Source organism: Terriglobus roseus, assembly GCF_900102185.1.
GTDB classification, from domain to species: domain Bacteria; phylum Acidobacteriota; class Terriglobia; order Terriglobales; family Acidobacteriaceae; genus Terriglobus; species Terriglobus roseus_A.
Genome location: NZ_LT629690.1, coordinates 1,266,708 through 1,285,508 on the forward strand (window position 1 = coordinate 1,266,708; position 18,801 = coordinate 1,285,508).

Here is an 18,801-nt window from a genome sequence, read left to right on the forward strand (position 1 = left end):
GAAATCTTCCCTCTGAACTTAGAGGATCGGAGGAGCTCGGACTTGGAGATGAACGTTTGACTCGTTAAAGATTCGCTTGAAGACCACATGCTTCAGGCGAGAGTTCTTCTGAACCAGATCACGCACGACAATTTATCGTCCCTCTGAAGCCCAGTCGAGCACTTTCGTTATGGATGATCTTGGCCATAATTCGGTATTACCGGGAGAACCTATTCCTACTCTGAGTAATGAAACGCAGTTGTCGTCGTGAGTAGGGCAAGCCGTTAGCTTGCCCCTGCGTTCTGACCTCTGAAATCGTCGATGACGGGCATCAGCGCTAGCGCGAGGAGCAGGATCGCGAGAGGAAGCGTGAAGAGGAACCCGGCGTGCTTGAACCCCACCGCTCCGATGACGCCGCCTGCAAAAAATAGGGCGATCAATGAAGTCAGCAGATTCAAGGTTGCGAGTTCCTCTGTGACATTCACATCAGGATGCGAAGAGGCTGACGAGATTCGGCCGATGGCGATACCGATGTCAGTGACCATTCCCGTCAGGTGCGTGGTGCGGATAACCGAACCAGAGATCTTCGTGATCATGGCGTTCTGAAGTCCCATCGTAAAGCAAAGCAGGATAACGGTTCCGAGGCTGCGAGAACCGGTAAACTGTTTCCCTGTAAAGCCGAAGACCGTCATAAGGACGGCTTCGGAGAGCAATGGCAGGGCGTATTGGCTGTAAAGAGCGCGGCTTTTTCCCCAGCGAATCAGTACGGTACTGCCATAGGCTCCGCAGAAGAACGCGAGTACGGCAGCGAAGCTATCCCACACCAACGAGAGGTTTCCGCTAGCCAGATTGTCAGCAGCAGCCGACACGATGCCGGACATATGCGAGGTGTATTGGTGCACGGCTAAAAAGCCTCCGGCGTTGGTAGCGCCCGCGATCAAGGCGAGATAGCGCGCAAGGTGGCGATTCGCTGCGTCGGAACGCGTCGTACTTGTTAACCGGCGAAGGTAATGAAGAGGCATATACCATCTTCGCAGTTTCGCTCACTCCGCCCTTCTACATGACGTGTGGAACGCCGTTCTCGGAAGCAGCGCCACAGATACCAAAGAGAGAAGGCGCACTGAAGGGGACCTAGCCTGTTACAGACCTCAATCTCACTTCGAAGGCTTCGTGAGGTCGGTCAGAACATTCATCGCTCGCTCGAACGGTTTGCAGTCGCCTGTGGCCGCATGAAGGATCAACGATCCCTGCACCCTCGAAATCCAATCCTCAGCGAATTGACGTGCCTTCAACTCAGTCATGCCGCCCTCACGGGCAAGATGGGCCACGGCGTCCGTCCAATTGGCGAAAATCTCTCTCGCGAGTTTCTTACCAGCGGGGCCGATCTCTGAAACGGCAAGCCTTCCCAGGACACATGGGTTCTTACCACTGGCATAAAGCTGGTCAAGTGCGGCGACTATCTTTCTTACTCGCGTTTTCAGTGGTTCGCTGGACTTCGCCACGTCAGCGACCGCCGTCTGAATGAATGTCCTGCCCTGTTCGAGAACGGCTTCTGCCATCTGCTCCTTCCCTCGCGGGAAGTGATGGTAAAGGCTTGATTTTCCAAGACCCGTCGCCTGCGACAGGTCTGCCAGAGATGCGCCTTCATACCCTCGGTCTTGAAAGACTACGAAGAGACGTCCAACGATTTCGGCCTTCTCTTTCGCGTCTAGGGCTGCAGGCATGCGTACATCCTCCGTACAGATCGTTCGTTCTTTACATATCGTAAGCGATGGAAAGGAGACATGCCCTCTCAATCGCTGGAGGGCGAGTTCCTAGGTGGTTGATTCTTCGGCAATGAATTGCTCGTACTCGGCCGCAGACAGCGTTTCACCTGCCGTAGCGTCTTTCACGGCAACTTTGATGATCCAGGTGTCATTGGCATCCTGGTTGAGTAGCTCTGGCTTCGTCTTCAGCGCTTCGTTGATCGCGGCGACCTCGCCTGAGACAGGCGAGAAGACATCGGTCACTGATTTCACGCTCTCGATGGAGCCAAATGCGGTGTCGGGTTGAACGGTCTGTCCCACATTCGGCAGCTCGACAAACTTGATGTCACCAAGGGTGTCTTGTGCGTACTCCGTGGTGCCAACGGACGCGGTTTGTCCTTCGAGGAGTACCCATTGGTGAGACTTGGTATACCGGTAGTTCGCGGGATAGCTCATGATGCGTCTTCCTTTCCGTGATGGTAGTTGCGCCAAAGGCGCGATTAGAGTCAGCTGTGCTTCAGCTTCCGCCTGTGACAGCGTTACGCGATGCGGCTTGCGAGGACCTTCACACGTTCACGGCCGTCGCCGAGAAGCCCATCCATCTGTGCGGTCACCGCAGCGCGGACATGCTCGGGAGCTGTCTCCAGACGACCAGCGTTGAACGGCGGCGCGGGAGCATATTCAAGCCCTAACTGGACACACTGAGCGACATCCGGTCCACGAAGCTCAGCGATGAGCCTCAGCGCAAAATCCGCGCCAGCCGTCACTCCTCCTCCTCCGGTCAGCACATTACCGTCGTGCACGACGCGTGCCGAATCAGGTACAGCCCCGAACTCTGAAAGCATGTCTCGCCATGCCCAGTGACAGGCCGCGTGTCGACCTTTCAGCAGACCCGCCGCCCCAGAATGAGCGACCCTGAGCAAACGGAAGTCACGTACTCAGCAGTTTGAGCCAGGCGGCGGATGCTGGAGAGGTATCGAGGGTCTTCCATCGCCTGAATACAGCCCAGGCCTCCCGGAACACAGAGCACGTCGCAGCGTTCCACAGATTCCAGATCAGCGAGCTTCGCGAAGGAAAGCCCTTGTGATGCCACGGGCACGCCGCCTACAGACGCGACAATCACGGTGATGTCGGGCACGATCGACAGGAACTGATGCGGTGCGGTGAAATCAAGCTGTGTGACCTCGTCATAGACGGGAATGACAACGGTGGTCATATGAGTTCTCCCTTGCGAATGGACCGGATTGAGGCCGATGGAGCGAATCATCGCTCCATCGGTTCTACGTGCTTGCTTGCTGGCGGCGGTGGCTACTTCTTATTGGCCGTCTCATCGATGACGTAGTCGAACTTGCCCGGCTGCACGATAAAGAAGAGGCAATCCGTCTCAGACAGGCACTCCGTTACGTGTGCCTCTTCGCCACGCTGGAACCAGTAGGAGCCCTTCGGCAACGGCTCGGCTTCGGCACCGACCGGATGATTGGAACCAACGCCCTCGACCACTACCGCGAAATAGTCTTCGGTGTGCGTATGGACCGGGCTCTTGAATCCGGCAGGCATGCGAACGAACGTGCCGTGACGACCGTTCTGCAAATCGCCGTACGCCGGGCCTGCACGCAATTCACCCTTCTCTGTCTTCACGCCTGTGTTGATGAAGGAGATCTCACTGGCTGGCACACTGACGGACGGACCTTCGTGGATAACGGGCTTGGATGTCGAATTCTCTGAGTTGCTCATGGACCTTCTCCTCTTTCAGAGTGATTGCTGGTTTGGGTGGACGGGATGTTGTTGCGCGGCTTTACTTGGCGCTCTGCTCGTCGTAGTTCGTCTTCAGCGGTGTCACGATCGAGTCGATGTCGGTCTGGAAGGTGTTGTTGAAGAGGTTCGTAGTGAAGCTGAACGCAGTTTCCGCAACGATGTCGATGATTTCTTCGTCCGTGAATCCCGCGGCACGAACGGCCGCGAAGTCGGCATCGGTGACGTGGCCACGGTTTTTCGCAACCCGGTAGGCGAACTGCACAGCCGCATCGGCTTTCGGATCGGTCGAGTGACCCGTACGGTTCAGTTCCATGTCCTCTGGCGACATCTTGTTGAACTTGCCGCCGACGTAGGTGTGCACCGAGAGGCAGTAATTGCAGCCGTTCACCTCGGCAGTCATGATGTGAATCCGCTCGCGGGTGTTATGGCCGAGGCTTTTGCCCAGGGTCGCGTGCATGTTGGCTTCGGCGCTCAGCACGTCCGGGGAACGGGCGATCAGGCTAAAAAAGTTGGGGGTGACTCCGAGGTTGCGCTCATAGCGTTCGAGGATCGGCTTGGTTGCTGCGGGGGCGGTTTCTTTGGTGGGAATTTCAATGCGGGCCATGTTGGTTTCTCCTTGGTATGGCGTCCTCACTGCGGCGCCGTGCTGATCTAGAAAGACTGTACCGAACAATCGGTACAACTGCAAGGCGAGGATATAGAAAAGAGACAATTCTGACATAGGCGTCCTGCGGTCGTGGAAGTCGTCGCATGGGCCGCGGGTAACGGGGATCGCAGTGAAAACGCCGACTATCAATATGGGAAACGACGACTGCGGCAGATTGACGGACGGATTCGCTTCTTGACGAAACGAATCGAAGCCGCGGAAGTCGTCGATCCAGAAAGCCCGAGAGCGGATCAGCAGGCAAAGCGGGCCTTCTTCGGATCCGCGGTGCGCTATGCAAATGCTGCGGGGCTCGAACGGGCGGTGAGCTCGTCGGTACGGATGAAGTCGATCTTGACCGCAACCACATCAGTTGGGCGTCTCCGCTCGGGCGGGCACTAACGGGAGCGGCACCAGACGACGAGATTATTCTTCGCGCGCCTGGTGGAACCGAAACTCTAGCTGTGTTAGAGGTGCGGTACGAACCCATTTCAGTGGAACCGTTCCGAGAGCCCTCGAATCCGATAGATCGACTACGCTAGCTTGAGCTGCGTTCGGTTTATCGCGTTCTCAAATGCCTCAATTCTTAGTCCACTCAGCAACACCCAAAACCGCCGCGGCCAGTGCACTTGGCTTCGTTCAGTACTTCTCATCAGCGAACACCCGCGACTCACTGCGGCGGTCGAACATGCCTCGGATGACAGACAAGTCTTCATAGGTGCGAATGGGCCAGCGGACTTGTGGAGCTGCTCTCCAATGAGATTTACAACCCAACCATTACGCGATAAGACTCCACAAAGACGAGGTAGTTCTTAAAATACGAGCGTCACGAGCGGGCTCGTGGCCGGGGTAGGGCTCCAGGATGCGCCCACAACTTCAACAAGACTTTTCCGCTGTCGCGTCTTCGAATGCTTGATCCACTTGGGCCACCCATGCCTAAAGAATAAGCGAATGAAATGGCGAATATTGAACCGCAAGATATTAGGGCTGGTGGATGGATCAGGAAGGCCACTCAATGCGCTTAAGCTTAAGTTCCTCGATGTAGCCGTCAATGTCATCCACTGGGTAGATCAGAATGTAGCCCCCCGCAGGACAGACCGAATGCGGCGCACGTCGTTGAGAAAATTTGTCCCTACAAGCCTGCAAAACAGCTCCCTGGATGGGGGCAGATGTTTCTGTGATCTGAGCATCATCGATGAAGACGACGACCTGGTAATGACCACGGGATACCCTCGTGCTCTGAATAAGCCCGGCTCTCATTGCCCCACCGAGACGAAAATTGCCATGGCTGCATTGTTGCCTCCTTCGGACGCAGGCTTCTGTCACCTAGATCACATAGCTTTGGAAATCTGCGAATCACCAATTGGAGTGCCTTGCTCAGAGCACTGTGCAGGCCTCACTTACTGTTCGGCTCTACGAACATCTCGTCCTGCCTGTTGCCGGTAAGGTGCGCCGTCATTTTCTCGGCCGCGAAGAGGCGCAGTAGATCAACCCGCGGCTGCTCTGTCTCTTCGCAACTTAGCCAACGTGTGTAGTCCTTAGGCTGGAGAATGACGGGCATCCGGTTGTGTATCGGTTCCATCAAGTCATTGGGGTCTGTGGTGATGATGGTGTAGCTCTGTAACCAGTTGTCTGTATCCGGGTTCTTCCAGACACCCCACAACCCGGCGAAGGCAAAGGGCTTCATCGCGATTTCAAACTTGGGATTGTCCTTCTTTCGAATCTTCTGCCACTCTTAAAAGCTATCCGCGGGAACAAGGCAGCGGTGAGCAGCAAAGGCACGTTTCCACATCCCTGCTTTCTCTATCCCTTCAGCGCGAGCGTTAAACGTTGTGGGCGGGAACTTCTCGTCGGACTTGTGCCAGGATGGCACGAAACCCCAACGCGCCATTACGAGGTCACGCTCTCCAGGTCCTTATTGACTCGGATGATTGGCCGCATCGTAGTGGGCCGAATGTCGTCATCGGACGGGAGTATGACGTCGGCGAGTGTGCCGTTCACCTTGAAGGCGGTGGCAATGGCCTATCCGATCTCCGTTTGTAGCGACCGCACATACTACGTCAGATGCATGCCCGAGCGGACTGTGCTGGATAACTTCCGACAAGCCGACTTTACAGGACTAATCTGGGCTGGATGAGTGCATTGGCGATTTTGCACGATTCCAAAATGAGACTAGGCAGCCAACGAGCGTTTCCAGAGCACTTCGCCCCCGAATATGGAGACTAGATAAACAGCGAAGGCTACGCCAACGCCCCAGAGTCCCGCTCTTGCTGCTCCGACACCAGCGGAGCCACTCAGGAACAACTGGGCGAGTCCGAAACGGAGGTCCCCTCCAACGAAACGCCATCTACGCTGGTTCGCCTGCTGTGTCAGCGACGGGTATCGTCCGACTGCGATAGCAACCAGGCCAACTGCAACACCTGTTCGTAGACTTAAGAGTGAAACCATCACTGCGAGCGAGAACAAAAACGTCATGTCCTGTATGACCAGTAACTTCCAACCTGCCAATGGTAGAAGGCGATAGCGCAGCAAAGCTCGCCCTCCATCCAGACGGAGCATGCGTTGCGCTACCGTGCTCACTGCAATACCCACAAATAACGACAGCATAGGAAATGCTTCGGGTTCTGGTGCCCGCGCAAACAGCCGATACAAGGTCCCGATAACAGCAATGAGCAGCGCGACCCAAAAATCGAGAGTTCCTCGCAGTCCTCGCCACGTTTCTTGCGCTATTCCGCCGAGTCTGAAAGATTTCCTCGAGGTGCTGAGGCTTGCATGTGTTCGTGATTTGATTGGGAGACGACTGACCGCGTAAACCGCTATATGGACGATGAGCGCCAGCAGAACAAAAAGTGAAGCGATCGCTAAGCCCATCCAGAACAGGTAGCCGAAGAACAACACGATGAATGCTGGATTGAACGCAAAACTTACTGAGCTGAGCAACAGTTTTTGTCTACTTGTCAGTGGCCACATAGCGACCCGCTCCGCAGGCAATCGATGCTGGGTATCCACCGAAAAGGTAACCAGCAGAGGCGCAAGGAGAACAATCTGAAAAAACAACGTGCTCCAGAAGCTCATCTTCCTTGTCCCCCCGCTTGCAGAGACAATGAGGAGGATGCAGAAGAGGAAATTATTGAAGCGCACGGAGGAGATGCTGCCTAGTTCCTTCAAGCTCAGTTTTCGCAATAAAGACAGATGAGCTAGGATCTGAGCCAATCCGGCACCTCCGGCTGTGGCCTGCCAGCGATGCTGAAGTACACCTCCTCGACTCCTGCTTCTGTTGTCGACGGGTCGAAATCCGCTTCAACTCGACCTTCGTAAAGGATGACTACGCGGTTAGCTATCTTCTGCACGGTAGACAGTATGTGAGAGGTGAGCAAGATCGTGGTGCCGCTGCGGGAGAGTTGGCTGAGCAGCATCTGGATGACTGTTGACGATGCGGGATCGATACCTTCAAAAGGCTCATCCAGCAGCAGGACGTTAGGCTTGTGCAGAAGGGCCATGGCTAAGGCGGTCTTCTTCCGCATTCCAAACGAACAATTACGTGCAGCCGTGTTGCGGCCTTGTGTGAGGTCGAGGAACCCTATCAGATCAGCGGCTCGAGTTGCCGTTTCGCTCTTCGTGAGTCCATAAATGGGGCCAACTGCCATCAGGTTCTCGATGACCGTTAAGGACTCGAACAGCCCGAGCCCCTCGGGCAGTACACCCAAATTCCGCCGAATGCTAACTCCATGATCCCGGAAACCCAATCCGCCGATGAACACGGAACCACTGTCTGGCTCTTCTAATCCTGAGAGCAGGCGTAGCAGCGTGGACTTGCCGGCACCGTTGGCCCCTAATAGGGCACAAATGCCTGGTTCTACAACGAGGTGTATACCTCGGAGAACGGTTTTAGAGGCATAGTTCTTCGTAGCAGCTCTGCAGTCGATCACTCTGTTTTCCCTACTCACCGGTAAACATACCCGGGCGAACAGCTTTTCTGAGTATTCCGCAACCGAATCAACATCCGGGAGGATAGCCTGCAATCCGGAAGCAACCCTCGATTGAGGCTAACAGGCCATGCACTCACTCACCTCAGGCTCGAACTGTAACCTGACCAGTAACGAGAAACGCCCTTCTCGTCACCACAACAAATACGTGAGGAGTTCCGTTAACCTTGTTCCGTGTGATTTAAACAGTTAGTGATCAGGCGATGTCCTCGAAGTGCGAGGACATCGCCTTTGTATGGCCTATATAGAAGGTGAAGGATACACGCCTGCTTCTGAAGCAGCTCGAGTCTAAACTGACAGGCACGAACTCAAGCGCGTACTCATCCGTTCAGCAGAGGCTCTTCAAATTGCAATTCGAGTCGCGGTGATAGTGCCTTGTATCTCGACGGGGGTCGCGCTTCCGTCCAGATTCCAGACCTTGAAGGTGAAGGTGCCACTGTACGTCTTTCCATTGGGAGCAACCGTGACGCTCTCGTCCACGGTGAAGTAGTTGGTCGCTGTCGCAGTGGGCGTCGCCGCGTTGAAGAGCCAGCCCGTGTGATGTAGTTCCACCGTCCGAAAGCTCGTTGATTTCCAAACTCCCATGCAGACGTTGCCGCCGGCTGGGCTCAGAAAGGCGCTCTCGACTTCCGTTCCATCGATGTGCCAGCTCTTAAAGCTGTCATTGAATACCTCGTTGTTGGCAGAGTTCGTGTAGATCGCGTGCCACAAGCCGATGACCGAGGGCGGATAGGCAAGTGGTTCCTCTCTCCCGAACGAAAGCATCGGCATTTTCGCACTTTGACCTTTGAACCCGTCCATTGCGCCGCATGCGGCGTGTGCCTGCGTGACGGAAACCAAGAGACAGAGAAGGGCAAGGACGGGGGGAAGCGTGAGGCACCGCTGTAGTCGGCGCATGGAGGATAGACGATTCATGAAGGCTCTCCTGGGTTTTGACGGGGTTTGGGTATTCCGTCTGAAGTGATGAGGAGAGCCTGCAGCATGGGGGATTTCCAGGCAATGGCGGAGAGGAAACTTCTACCTCACCGCGTAACTTCTTGTCAGGCGTCACCTTGCAAGAAGTTATGCCCAAGGATCACGTCTTGCGTTTTCTTTTCACGGTGATACTCTAGGCCCGAGCGCCACCCCCTTAATGTCATGCCCACCTCACAATCGCAGAGGGCACTTCGTTTTGGTCTCTTCGAGCTTGATCTTCAGGCTCGCGAGTTGTATCGCAGTGGCATACGCATCCATCTTGCGCCGCAGCCGTTCGATCTCCTCCAAGCACTCACAGAAGTTCCAGGCACTGTGGTCTCACGCGAAGATTTACAACATCGCCTCTGGCCTCCGAATATCCACGTCGACTACGACCATGGGCTGAATAAAGCAGTGCGCAAGTTGCGAGAGGCGCTCGGGGACTCTGCCGAGTTGCCCCGTTACATTGAGACGGTCCAAGGTGTTGGCTACCGCTTCATCGCTCCCGTCACCTCGCCGACGTCATCTTTGCGTGAAACAGAGCATCTCTCGGAAACCGTTCTCACTGTTCGGGAGCCAGTTCCGATACAGTCTGTTTCCGAGCGTCGATTGGGGTGGACAGTATTCGCCACTCTTGGTACGGGTCTGGTGCTTGCAGTGATCGCCATCGGAGCCGTTTCCTTACGGCTCCACGCGCTTCGACGGGCGCAGGGAACATTGGCGCCGGGAGTGCATTCGCAAGCGGAAGCAGCCTATCTACATGGCCGGTACCTCTGGTTTGGAGAGAAACCGCTGGCATCTTCTGACTACTTCAAACGGGCGATCACTCTGCAGCCAGACTATGCGCCGGCCTGGGCTGGAATGTCTCTGTTCTATGGCGCGGCATTGGTTCGCGGCCGCCTGGATCCGGCGGAAGGGCTCGGATTACAGGAAGAAGCAGCCTCGCGATCTCTCACACTTGCGCCTTCGCTGCCCGAAGCTCATCTGGCGTCGTGTGGCTCAATCTTTCTCAAGACCTGGCAGTTCGAAGAAGCGAATATCGAATGCAAGCGCGCGCTGCAACTCGATCCCAATAACGCTGAGGTCTACCATTTCCAATCCAAGATGTTGGCCGCTGTCAATCGCCCACAGGACGCGCTCAGCCTTCAGAAGGTAAGTACCCGTCTCGATCCATTATCCCGCCCCTGGGCCCTCGGCCAGGCACTTCTTCAAGCGCGTCGTTATAACGAAGCGCTTTCCGAAACCCGCGCTCGTCTCGAATCTTTTCCGCATGACTCCGCGTTGCTTTATCTGATTGCGGACATTTACCGCGAACGCGGAAACGCAGCTGAATCCGAGGAATTCCTGGAACAGTCCTATCGGGAAAGTGGCGATGAAGTTTCAGCTACGCAGATTCATCGAGCATTTCGTGCAGGGGGCAATAAGGCCGTCTTGCAGTGGGATCTCGATCGCATGTTGAATCACAACGTAGACGCGTACGTTTCCCCGGCGCAATTGGGACTCGCATATGCCCGGCTGGGTGACCAGGAACGTGCTCTGAGCATGCTTCAGCGAGCCCTTGAACAACACGCACCCGACTTGCTGTGGATCCGTTGGCGCCCGGTCTTCGATACCTTCGCCTCAGATGCGAGATTCCAGCGGATATTGCAGCAGCTACCAGCAACGGAGCGTTTTCCGTGACCGAAGCCAAGCGGAGTGACTAGGGCTCTGCGGTTCAGCTTGCTTGCGGTCGCCTTGCGTCATCGATCAATCCCCACGAGCCGACATCTCTTCAGCAACACCCAACTGAAGAAATCCGGTATTGACCTAAGGTTTGAGATCTCGGGCTACCGATGACACGAGTCCGCCGCCAGTTTAGACTTTCCTCGCTGTGGGGAGGTGTCCATTGAGGAGCGAAGACGGTACGGTAGAGGCAGAGTTGAGGCACCAAGTCGAACAATTGGAACTCTGGAAGCAATTGGCCTGGTGCAACATAATCTTCACGCTATTGCTCGCCTCTTGGATGATCTGGGGAAGTTTCAAGTCAGAGAACGCGGTTCATGGGGAGATGCGCGTACATCGAGTCGTTGTCATCGACGACGCAAATAAGGAGAGGATCGTTATCGCTGCCCCTCTCAAGGAACTTCCCGTCGTAAATGGAAAAACAAGCAAGCGCAGAGTTGGTGTCTCAGCGGCAATCCAATTCAAGGAGGCCGACGGTACCGAGCGAGGGGGCATCGCTCTTGAAGATGATGGATCATTCATGTTTGGCATAGACGATGAGCGCGGACGAGAAAGAGCCCATCTCTTCTACATTCCAAACCGTGGGTCAGCAGTGTATCTCCAAGCACCTGGGGCAAAAACAGTCTCCTTGGCTGACCCGCCAGCCAACGCTGGTCAGCCGGGTTTGCAGATTGTTTCAAGTGACAGGGCAATCACCAAACAGTGGCCGTAGAAAATCGCCTGGCGCTCGCCCAATAAGTCGGCATCTCGGCTCCATCTTGTTGACGGTCCAGATTGTGTATCGATGGCGCAGCAAAGGGGGAAAGCCACGCCAGAAGGAGGCAAAACAGGAAGCTTGTCTCCTACCCTGATTCCATCACTGTTCTAATCGTAGGCATGTGGCAACCGACAGGCTTCGAATTCCCATCGGCCGGCCCGAGGTTTCGTCACCCCGGCATTCAGAGGCCGCTCTGGCTGCCTAACCGGGATAAGCAATTCGGAAGTCCACATCTCTTCTGCGTGTCGATCCCTCGGTGATCACCGAATCAGATGTATGTCTTCCTCACGCAATCCATGAATCTCCCCGAAGCATCGGGAAACACTTCAAAGGTCAGCGAGCACTCTATGTCCACAAGTCTCGGTACGATCCCGCGCAACATGTTGAGCTCCGAAATCCGCATCGGCCCCTGCTTCCCGCTGAGCGTCTTCTTCCTTCTGATTCTCGCTTTCTCAGCGTCTGCCCCGTCGCAGGATCGCCCTAGTGATCCGGGAAATCCAAGGCGCAGTGAAACCTATATCAATGGCGTCCTTGGGTTCAATGGCGATCCTCAGTTGGCGAGCCATTCTCTCTATTACTTCGACAACAAGACGCCTGATCCCGCGCACCCGCCGCACACCTATGTGACTCGCCCACTCGGTACCTTGGAAGACTGCAATTTTTTGAATAAAGGCAGAAACGATGCTATCGGTACCGATGTTTCGCAGTGGACTGTCGGTGCCTGTCATCTCCGAAGCATTCGTTCCTGGGGGGCGGGTATCCGCCAGGGCGAAACGTTGAAGATGTATTGCTTCGGTGTTGGCGACTGCATGGCACGCTATTGGTATTTGAACTTTTATGGAGGCATCCAGGATGCTAGCGGTGAAGGAGTCCGTGGCGATGCGATTCATGTCGTCGAGGGGCTGGACGATGCCAGCGGAACGGTCGACCGTACCTACACGGGATTCGGAATCACCAAAGTCAAGTTAAGCGGCAACTACGCCTCGGCGGGTGTAGGACACTACTTTGTCGATAAAGTGTCCGCGAAGTCGTCCGGAGCGATTCTTTCTGGATCGAGCTCCCACGGCATCGCGATCGTAACCACCACCGCGAAATTCGCGGTTTCCAAGTGGATGGGAGACGCAGATCTCCCGACGACCTTCTCCGCGATCAACCTCGATGCTCCAAAAACAAATCTGTTCACCTTCACAACATCCATGGGAGAGTCTGGTCTTGTAACGGTAGGGAGTCATGTCTGCCTGGCCTCCTCTGTCTCGAGCAGTGGGGAAGAACTGCTCGTGCAATCTGCCTCTGTCCGCGGAAGACGTGTGACGCTGGGGCTCGCGAACAAACGAGTCGTGGGTGGATATACAAATGTTGCTCTTGGATCGTGTGATGCGGTCGATCTCGTTTCCACGCGACTTCAGACCGCGACTGGTTTGATGAATCCCCTGATGGTAGTTGGCTATCCGTCTGCACACCAAATGATGGTGGCATGGTGGGGCAAAGGTGGATTCCAGAATAATTTTGGAAACTATCTTCTTCCGGGAACCTCATGCGAGGTCACTGTGTCTCAGAGTGGTCACAAAGTCAGTGCAATGCTTGGAAACATCGGAAGGCCGAACGCGAACTACTGTAACGGCGGATTCTATGCACAAAACACAACGGCTACCATCTCCGGGACCGACGACTTTGATGGACCGGTCACGCCGAGCTATGCCGACAGTACAAATGTTAGAGCGCTGACTTGGACGTCGGAATCGACCAAGACAACTCGGGCGGAGAAGGGCACGATCTCACTGGGCAATGTTCCTGGAACCTTCACCATCTATCCGATGGCAATTGTTGGGAACGTCTGCGACGACAACACGACGAACCCAGTCAGTGCGAACAACGAGACGTATAAGCAGGCGTGTCTTGACGGAACGATTGATCTCGAAGACAACAGCATCAACATCGCGGCGGGTGATCCTTGGGAGATTCCCCACTACAACGCCATCCGCAGCAATGGCTACTTCCTGAATTTCCGACAAGACACGATGCCTTTTCAAACTGTGCCATTCGCCATCGTCGCAGGAGGCGCGGGCATCGAGAGCACGATTATGGATATTGTGAACCCAACACCGGACGCCTATGTCGGTAGCGGTGGGCGTCAACAGGCCCCGCCTTCGGTCATCACCTTCCGCGGGCCCAATGGTGGTTTCGTCAATACGTATGCTCCCTCCTTCCCCGACCATGCGGTGATTGATATCAACTGTGCTACTTCAAGGATTTCCTTCACGGGGCAGGATTGTGCGAACACACCGAGCTTCGAGGTCTTTAGAGTAAGAAACCGATCAAAACAAATGCAGATTCACTATTACCCATCCTCGGGTGACGCGATGTTTGAAATCTTTGGCGGAACACTTGGATTTAATACTCCGATCCAAGTTGCCAATCTCGATCCAGCGACCAGGACAACGAAGGCTGGCGCGCTGTACTACAACAGCGCCTCACAGCGATTGCGTGTCTCCGATAGCAGCTTCACCTTCCACGACATCGCCTTGCGCGATGACGCAGTCTTGAAGACTGGCGACACCATGAAGGGGCCGCTCCTATTAGCTGGGAATCCGACCTCACCTCGAGAAGCCGCCACGAAAAGCTATGTAGACAGCCGTCTGGAAGGCAAGGCGACCGACTACTGGTGGTCGCAAGACGTATCCGGATGTTCAGCGATGAGGGATTCCGTAGGAGCCACCTGTAAGGGAAACATTGCAACACAAGGAACAATGTCCGATTCGAACTGGTTCCTACAATGCACCGCCAGCAGTCCGAATCTTCCCGCTCTCGTCGTGACGGATGACGGATCGAGACCGACCGCACCGGGCGCATCCATCCATCTATTTGTTCTTGTCTCCGCGGTGAGCGATGGGAGCGGTACCTTTACGCCGCGGGTCGATTGCCATGCCCACCATAACTAAAGAAGTGAAAGTCCTTTCCGTTCCGGTTTGTTTAGTACGAGGCAGACCTCATAGGCTCGCTGCATCGATGGCGCCCAAAATTATTTCTGGTCCAGAAGCGTCATACCGACGAGTTGAAATGAACCCGTCGATGTCGCTCACTGAATGAATCACGGTTCCGTCGGAGTTCTCCTCGACGTGTAAGAGCTCGCGCCAATCGGAATACACAGCACGGCCTTTAAACAGAGCCACTCCGGGATGGTGGATGTAGGGGGCGGTCATCTGCACGCCATCGAGAAAGGCGATCCATTCGTGGCTACCATCGGCACGTTGTTTGCTGTGAATCGTTCCGTTCCGTTTCCCGATCATAACGCCAGCCTATTTGCTGTTCGGCTTCGCGAATATCTTAACCCGCCGCTAGCTTGCGAGCTCAGCTGTCATCTTCTCCACTTCGAAGGAACGCAGGAGAGCAATGGGTGGCAAGTTCCGTCTCTTCGTGATCGAGCCAGAACACATGTGGACACAGAACGACGAACACGCAGGTGGAAATGGACTCCGATAGATCGTTGATAGCCAATAGGATCGCGGCGTAGCTCTGCAGAGCCGAATAGGGCAACCGAAATCGAACGTGCGAATTACGGCTCGAGAGAACTCAGATACCGGAACATTGCCCACCGTTCCATTAAACTTTGTGCCCTACGCCGAATGGAACGCTCTCGAAGATAGAGCGCCAATCCAACCCCAAAGAACGCTGTGAGTTCAAAGGGAAGATACGATAGGTGCGATAGCATGGGGTCCCTTTCGTAAGCTCGGAAATGGCGCTTAGAGATGTCTGCTTATCGGATGCTGGACGCGGCCCAATCGATTTTGCGTTGAGCAGTTTCTTTGGACGAAATTTTGAATCTTTTGCAAAACCAGAAATACTTGGGAAAGGAAGTCTCCTCCCGCGCTGCGACCGCTTCGCGGTTTTCGCCTCTGACCTCTGGGGGATGTCCCTTCCCGCAACGCCCTCAGTTGTTATGCGCAACCCGCACGATTTTCGAAACTCAACCTTGCCGAGGACTCCTCCCTAGCGCAAGAGGTGATCCTCAGTCTTCCGTGCCATCGACTTGTGCAGACCTCCGCAGCGCTTCGTCTTTTCCGCTTCAAGCCGAATCGCTCTTTCTGGGGGGAGAGCGTAACACCACTAAAGGTCCAGAGAGGTCACCGTCTCCGCATTGGCTTCGATCGAAGCCACGTTTCCCAGGCTTTCATGCGAGGTCGCGTAGAAAACCTCAAACTGATCTGCCGCGTACTTCTTAATCGAATAGTCAACGTTGTTGGTCGCGGTGTTGCGGTGCGGACCATCGTCGATCCAGATTTCGGAACGGCCGTGATCAAGGCGTTTGGCGTATAGGATCGTGGTTTCAGTCTATTGTTTCCGCTGGGTCCTCTCCTCGACCCACTCCTCGGTGTGGCACTCCGCATCTGTAACGCCACTAGGCTTATTGCAATTGTGCCCAATTCGCACTCATAATTGCGACACCCCAGAATCGCTTGCCGCGAGGTCAGGTTATGCATCCGCTCCTATCAATCGCTGAACGGTTGAAGAACTGGGCACAGCCGGTGAGTTCTCTTGTTTCAGCCTGTGCGGTGTTTGCCGCTGGACTCTGGTTCATCTCATCAAACAAATTTCGTGGGCGCATCGAACTCGAGGTCGACGCCAGGATCTTTCCGCTCCCTCAAAATCAAGACGCGAAAGTCTTGGAGATCCTGATTCGGCTCGACAACAAGGGATTCGTCGATCACAAGATAAGAAAGCTGAATGTATCCGTGCATGCGCTTAGCTCAGAAACTGCCCTGAACACAAACCAAGACACGGGAGCGCTGCAATTTGACAAGATTCTCCTCAAAGACACGGATATCGTTCCTGAAAAGCTCGCGTTCTTCTTCGTGCGTCCGGGAGTACACCAGATTGTCTCTCACGTGGTCCCGATCGAAGGGAATGTTTCTCTCATCAGCATCCGGGCGAGATTTGACTACGATCGTAAAGGCTACTATCCCCACACATCGCGCCACATCTTTGCGACTGTAAGTGATAACGGGCCATGCGCCGTCCCTCGCGTGTTGAAGACCTTCCCATTCAGCGGGATGGTTGAAACTCCAGATTCGTAGCAGCTAATCCGTTCGACGAGATCAAACCCAGGTACCCAGCCTGCCCCTCAAGAGATCGGATCTTCCAATCGCAGGATGACGTTATAGGCGGGAGGAGTATCCTCCCACGTTCCGACCTCTTCGCGTTCTTCACCCCCCACTTCTGCGGGACGTTCCCTCGCGCAACGCCCTCCCTAAAAGTTGTTGTGCGTTGGCACGCACTCAATAAGGAAACCAAACCCTGCTGAGGTGAGAGCACCGGGAGATGATTTACGTCTTGTACCGGGGAGAGAGTTTACAAGCCCCTTGCGGTGGAAGTGGCTCTGTTCTTGGCTAAGGGCTAGGCGAGCCCGGTCTCGAATAAGAATATCCCCCGCCGCCGAAGCGTTGGGAATGTGGGAATCGCGCAGGGATTTCCAAGAGGAGTGGGAAGGGTGGAAAACCGGCTCTATCGTTTTCCATGCTTTCCACTCCTCGTCATTTCCAACGCTTGCCGTCCCTCCTTCGAGTAGAGACGGAGGGTGACCAACTGACGACAACGGCGTTTCCCGTTACTAATCCGCGCAAATCGTTTGAGCGAGGGCTCAGCCAGTGCATCAGCCTCTATTCAAGAAACTGGCATCTTGAATGATGTATGAACGTAAAGGGTAACGTTGGGCACCATGGTCGATGGACACTTCTCTCCGCTACGCTCTATAGGTGGGATCGATCTCGCAAGACCTAGCAGGCCCTGTGTAGCGGTGGGTCTCCACGCCTCAGGCGCTGAATGTTCTCTGCTACCGCTGCGGCGATCATGCCGAACGAAGACTCCGTCACTCCGCCTATATGTGGGGTCGCGATTACATTCGGAAGCGTGAGGATGGGATCGTGCGCTGGCAGAGGTTCCTCCCAGAACACATCAAGCCCAGCCCCAGCAAGATATCCCGCGCTAAGTCGCGCGTAAAGCGCCTCGCCGTCGATCACGCCGCCGCGGGCCACATTCACCACATAGGCGCCTGGCCGCAGTGCTGCCAACTCCCTCACGCTCAACATCCCCCGCATCTCTTCGGTGTAGCGCATGCACAGGACAAGGACGTCCGTCTCAGCGAACGCCTTCTCACGATCCTCCACGTAGAAGTGTCTTGAAAGATGGAATCGCCTGGATTTCTCTTCAGACACTTGTCTGCTGATGCCGATCAGGTTCACGTCAAAGGCTTGCAGCATCTTTGCGAGCGGCAGAGCAATGGCTCCCAGACCATAAAGACAGACGGTACGTCCGGCCAACATCCTGCCCGTCGGAGAACCAAGCACACCAGCACGAACGTTAGCCTGCGCCCTGGGGAGATCGCGCAATAGCGCAAGTATGAGAAGCATCGCGTGTTCCGCAACGGACTCGGCATTGCCTCCTGTTGCAGGAACATTCGATACAAAGATGCCTTTGCGTCTCGCAGCTTCGATGTCCACGCCTTCCAGGCCCGCACCCCATTGCTGTATCAAGCGGAAAGAGCCCTTCGCTATGATGTCTTCTCCAATACGCTGCATTTTGGGGATTACAACATCGACTCCCTTCAGATGCTGTGCAACCATGCTTCCGGGACAGACGATGATCTCATCCTTCGCTGCCGGGTCCAGATGCTCACGCAGATACTCAGGCGCGTCCGGAAATGTATCGCCACAAAAGAGAATGCGCACTAAGCGACCACCAATTCTTCGGCCTTGTAGATCTCACTGCGCCCACGACTACGATCAGCTTCCAGTGTCATCATGGTTGCGGATACTCGCGCAATGATCCGTCCATCCTCATCGGTGATGTCGCACTCATAGAAGCTCAGCGTGCGTCCCTGCTTCACGACATGTGCCGAGGCTCGCAAACCACCAGCTAGCGCTGGACGCAGATAGTGGATGTTGCTCTCCACCGTTGTTGCCGTGTGATTCTCTTCGATAGAGGACAGATGGGCGAGGCCGATGGCTGTGTCGGCAATGGAAAAGATCGCGCCGCCGTGTGTGTAGCCGAAGACATTGTGCAGAGAAGTGGAGCAGGACAAAGTGACCACGGCTTCGCCTTTGCCAATCGATTCAACGCGAAAGCCCAAAGTTTTCCCATAGGGCATCATAGCGTCGTCCTGCTGCAGCAATCGGTTTAGTATTTCCTGCATTTTTCCTCCAGTCACTCATTCAGAGTAGGAACAACACAGCCATAACGTCCAATATCTAAACGGGCTATAGTTGA

18 protein-coding genes and 2 pseudogenes are annotated in these 18,801 nt (G+C 55.1%); 6 read left to right on the forward strand and 14 right to left on the reverse strand.

All coding sequences use genetic code 11. From position 1 onward, the window contains the following. Positions 1 to 287: 287 nt before the first annotated feature. The 7 genes and pseudogenes from BLT38_RS05390 to BLT38_RS05415 form a co-directional block, all read right to left on the reverse strand. Positions 288 to 1,001, reverse strand: a pseudogene (locus tag BLT38_RS05390) (YoaK family protein); the annotation flags it as partial. 132 nt (positions 1,002 to 1,133) lie between these two features. Next, positions 1,134 to 1,703 carry a TetR/AcrR family transcriptional regulator gene (locus BLT38_RS05395; RefSeq protein ID WP_083344266.1) on the reverse strand — a complete coding sequence of 190 codons (570 nt, stop codon included), beginning with the start codon at positions 1,701 to 1,703 and terminating at the stop codon, positions 1,134 to 1,136. Between the two features lie 90 nt (positions 1,704 to 1,793). Beyond that, entirely contained in the window at positions 1,794 to 2,180 is a 387-nt protein-coding gene (gcvH, locus tag BLT38_RS05400; protein WP_083344267.1) for a glycine cleavage system protein GcvH, read from the reverse strand. A gap of 83 nt (positions 2,181 to 2,263) precedes the next feature. Continuing rightward, positions 2,264 to 2,569: a hypothetical protein gene (locus tag BLT38_RS20745; RefSeq protein ID WP_197674938.1), complete on the reverse strand. Its 306-nt coding sequence runs from the start codon at positions 2,567 to 2,569 to the stop codon at positions 2,264 to 2,266. 38 nt (positions 2,570 to 2,607) lie between these two features. Next, positions 2,608 to 2,940, reverse strand: a complete 333-nt coding sequence (locus BLT38_RS20750) for a DJ-1/PfpI family protein (protein ID WP_197674939.1) — start codon at positions 2,938 to 2,940, stop codon at positions 2,608 to 2,610. A 92-nt stretch (positions 2,941 to 3,032) separates the two neighbouring features. Further along, on the reverse strand, positions 3,033 to 3,458 hold the full coding sequence (locus BLT38_RS05410; protein ID WP_083344268.1) for a DUF4437 domain-containing protein: 426 nt from the start codon (positions 3,456 to 3,458) through the stop codon (positions 3,033 to 3,035). A gap of 61 nt (positions 3,459 to 3,519) precedes the next feature. Then, a complete protein-coding gene (locus BLT38_RS05415) occupies positions 3,520 to 4,083 on the reverse strand; it encodes a carboxymuconolactone decarboxylase family protein (RefSeq protein WP_083346929.1) in 564 nt (187 codons plus the stop codon). A gap of 132 nt (positions 4,084 to 4,215) precedes the next feature. On the opposite strand from BLT38_RS05415, the gene BLT38_RS05420 reads away from it, so the two are divergent. After that, the gene (locus BLT38_RS05420; RefSeq protein ID WP_231966769.1) at positions 4,216 to 4,524 is read left to right on the forward strand and encodes a hypothetical protein; all 309 of its coding nucleotides are present in this window, start codon (positions 4,216 to 4,218) and stop codon (positions 4,522 to 4,524) included. Next, positions 4,491 to 4,664 carry a GreA/GreB family elongation factor gene (locus tag BLT38_RS20915; RefSeq protein WP_231966867.1) on the forward strand — a complete coding sequence of 58 codons (174 nt, stop codon included), beginning with the start codon at positions 4,491 to 4,493 and terminating at the stop codon, positions 4,662 to 4,664. Before BLT38_RS05420 ends, BLT38_RS20915 begins: the two co-directional genes overlap by 34 nt. A gap of 854 nt (positions 4,665 to 5,518) precedes the next feature. On the opposite strand, the pseudogene BLT38_RS05430 reads toward BLT38_RS20915, so the two are convergent. From BLT38_RS05430 to BLT38_RS05445, 4 genes and pseudogenes are all read right to left on the reverse strand, one after another. Next, positions 5,519 to 6,013 (reverse strand): annotated as a pseudogene (locus BLT38_RS05430) (SOS response-associated peptidase). Positions 6,014 to 6,294: 281 nt separating this feature from the next. Next, a complete protein-coding gene (locus tag BLT38_RS05435) occupies positions 6,295 to 7,335 on the reverse strand; it encodes a hypothetical protein (protein ID WP_083344270.1) in 1,041 nt (346 codons plus the stop codon). Beyond that, positions 7,320 to 8,069, reverse strand: coding sequence for an ABC transporter ATP-binding protein (locus tag BLT38_RS05440; protein ID WP_331711421.1), 750 nt, complete (start codon positions 8,067 to 8,069; stop codon positions 7,320 to 7,322). Before BLT38_RS05440 ends, BLT38_RS05435 begins: the two co-directional genes overlap by 16 nt. A 381-nt stretch (positions 8,070 to 8,450) precedes the next feature. Then, positions 8,451 to 9,023, reverse strand: a complete 573-nt coding sequence (locus BLT38_RS05445; RefSeq protein WP_172838156.1) for a hypothetical protein — start codon at positions 9,021 to 9,023, stop codon at positions 8,451 to 8,453. Between the two features lie 222 nt (positions 9,024 to 9,245). Between BLT38_RS05445 and BLT38_RS05450 the strand changes: the two genes are divergently transcribed. From BLT38_RS05450 to BLT38_RS05460, 3 genes are all read left to right on the forward strand, one after another. Further along, entirely contained in the window at positions 9,246 to 10,742 is a 1,497-nt protein-coding gene (locus tag BLT38_RS05450) for a winged helix-turn-helix domain-containing protein (protein ID WP_083344273.1), read from the forward strand. 205 nt (positions 10,743 to 10,947) lie between these two features. Beyond that, entirely contained in the window at positions 10,948 to 11,496 is a 549-nt protein-coding gene (locus BLT38_RS05455; protein ID WP_083344274.1) for a hypothetical protein, read from the forward strand. Positions 11,497 to 11,888: 392 nt separating this feature from the next. Further along, complete coding sequence (locus tag BLT38_RS05460; RefSeq protein ID WP_156785025.1) at positions 11,889 to 14,480, forward strand: hypothetical protein; 2,592 nt, start codon at positions 11,889 to 11,891, stop codon at positions 14,478 to 14,480. Positions 14,481 to 14,528: 48 nt separating this feature from the next. On the opposite strand, the gene BLT38_RS05465 is transcribed toward BLT38_RS05460, so the two are convergent. Beyond that, positions 14,529 to 14,828 carry a hypothetical protein gene (locus BLT38_RS05465; protein WP_083344276.1) on the reverse strand — a complete coding sequence of 100 codons (300 nt, stop codon included), beginning with the start codon at positions 14,826 to 14,828 and terminating at the stop codon, positions 14,529 to 14,531. 1,374 nt (positions 14,829 to 16,202) lie between these two features. On the opposite strand from BLT38_RS05465, the gene BLT38_RS05475 reads away from it, so the two are divergent. Next, positions 16,203 to 16,613, forward strand: a complete 411-nt coding sequence (locus tag BLT38_RS05475) for a hypothetical protein (RefSeq protein ID WP_156785026.1) — start codon at positions 16,203 to 16,205, stop codon at positions 16,611 to 16,613. A 699-nt stretch (positions 16,614 to 17,312) separates the two neighbouring features. On the opposite strand, the gene BLT38_RS05480 is transcribed toward BLT38_RS05475, so the two are convergent. Further along, positions 17,313 to 18,263 carry a 2-hydroxyacid dehydrogenase gene (locus BLT38_RS05480; RefSeq protein ID WP_083344279.1) on the reverse strand — a complete coding sequence of 317 codons (951 nt, stop codon included), beginning with the start codon at positions 18,261 to 18,263 and terminating at the stop codon, positions 17,313 to 17,315. After that, complete coding sequence (locus BLT38_RS05485; protein WP_083344280.1) at positions 18,263 to 18,727, reverse strand: PaaI family thioesterase; 465 nt, start codon at positions 18,725 to 18,727, stop codon at positions 18,263 to 18,265. Before BLT38_RS05485 ends, BLT38_RS05480 begins: the two co-directional genes overlap by 1 nt. Positions 18,728 to 18,801: the final 74 nt, after the last annotated feature.